This is a genomic window from Chitinophaga sp. (assembly GCF_035564935.1).
In the GTDB taxonomy this organism is placed as follows: domain Bacteria; phylum Bacteroidota; class Bacteroidia; order Chitinophagales; family Chitinophagaceae; genus Chitinophaga.
This window is the reverse complement of record NZ_DATMTE010000739.1, coordinates 1-1,546: the sequence shown is the minus strand read 5'-3', so window position 1 is coordinate 1,546 and position 1,546 is coordinate 1. Positions and strand designations below refer to the sequence as shown.

1 protein-coding gene is annotated in these 1,546 nt (G+C 46.6%); it reads right to left on the bottom strand.

Annotated features, from left to right (window positions below; all coding sequences use genetic code 11):
• Window positions 1-98 precede the first annotated feature (98 nt).
• On the bottom strand, window positions 99-1,546 hold a 1,448-nt coding region (locus VN105_RS19125; protein ID WP_325643155.1), incomplete at its 5' end, for a 3-hydroxyacyl-CoA dehydrogenase family protein.

Below are 1,546 nucleotides of genomic sequence, written 5' to 3'. Positions count from 1 at the left end.
CGGTCAATGGTTTTTTAGCGCTTGTTATTTAAAGGAAGAGCTTCAGCCTCAGACATACATCTTGCTAGATTCCACGTTTTTTAATAAATGCAGTTCGTTTAATTCAACGGTTGTTTTCCTGTCCAGTTTGAATCAAAACCCGTATAAAAGGTGAAATTTCTATTGGCAAGTTCTTTTAATGATTGGGGGATATCCCATTGTTCTCCAAATGGGAGAAACGACTGGCACTCCTGCACAAAGGTGGGGAGGGTGGTTAGGTCGATATGTCCGAATACGCCACCGGTATGTGCGGCATATCCCACACCGAGGATTGAACCGATATCACCAGCTATGGTTTCTTCCAATATGCCTTCTTCCAGACAGCGGTAGCTGTCCAAGGCCATGACATGAAGCAGTCTCTTACGTATTATATCGGCTGACCAAGATCCTTCGGAAGTCGGTAGCGCAGGATTCTGCCAGATTGTTTTTGTTCTAGAAACAGGGTCGTAGTCATAGAATCCATGGCCTGATTTTCTGCCTTTTCTGCCATTTGCAATCATTTTGTTCAGGTGGGCATAGGCACGTCGCTGACTGTTATGGAGTGCCGGGAATTGATCGTACACATGCACCATCAGTTCCAGTGAAATTTCATCCAGCACGGCCAATGGGCCAACGGCAAATCCTGCCTGAATGGCTTCTTCTTCGATCTGAATCGCAGGAACACCTTCCAGCAGCATCGTGATCGCCTCCAGTAAATAATGGAAGAAAATGCGTGAGGTAAAAAATCCGGGTCCATCATGCACGACAATGGGGATTTTGCCCAGGCGCAAGGTGATTGCAATTGCCTTTTGCAATGTAATCTGATCGGTTTGCGTGCCACATATAATTTCAACCAGGGGCATACGGTCTACAGGAGAGAAAAAATGCATGCCGATGAAACGCTCCGGCCGATCCGTTGCAGCGGCCAATACCGTAATGGGCAGTGAAGTAGTATTGGAAGCGAAAAAGCCATTTTCGGCGAGGTAAGGCAGGCTTTGTCGGGTAACCTCAGCTTTTAGTTCCAGATCTTCAAATACCGCTTCAATAATTACATCAGCACCGACAAGGTCGGCAACTTGCGCACTGGGTTGAATATTGGATAAAAGTTTCTGTTGTTGTATGCTGCTCATCTGTCCCTGGGCAAGCCGCTTGTCGCAAAGTTTGGTCGAATAGGCTTTTCCCTGCTCGGCCTGTGCGATAGTCACATCTTTTAAAACCACTTCAATGCCTGCTTTGGCAGCTTCATAGGCAATACCGGATCCCATCATACCTGCTCCCAGGATTCCTATTTTTTTGACCTTATAATCTCCAAGTGATTTTATCCGACCGGGATGCTGTGCCTTTCGAATTCCTTCCTGCAGCGTCCTGATCATATGGAGGGGTTCCGGTGCACTTAATACCTGATGATAGCGTGATGTTTCCGCCGCCACGGATTCAGTTAATGCTAAAGAGGGGTTTGTTTTCAGCAATTCCACAACCGCATTGCTGCCGGGTAATAATCCTCTAGTTTTCTTTAAAATAGCGGAGC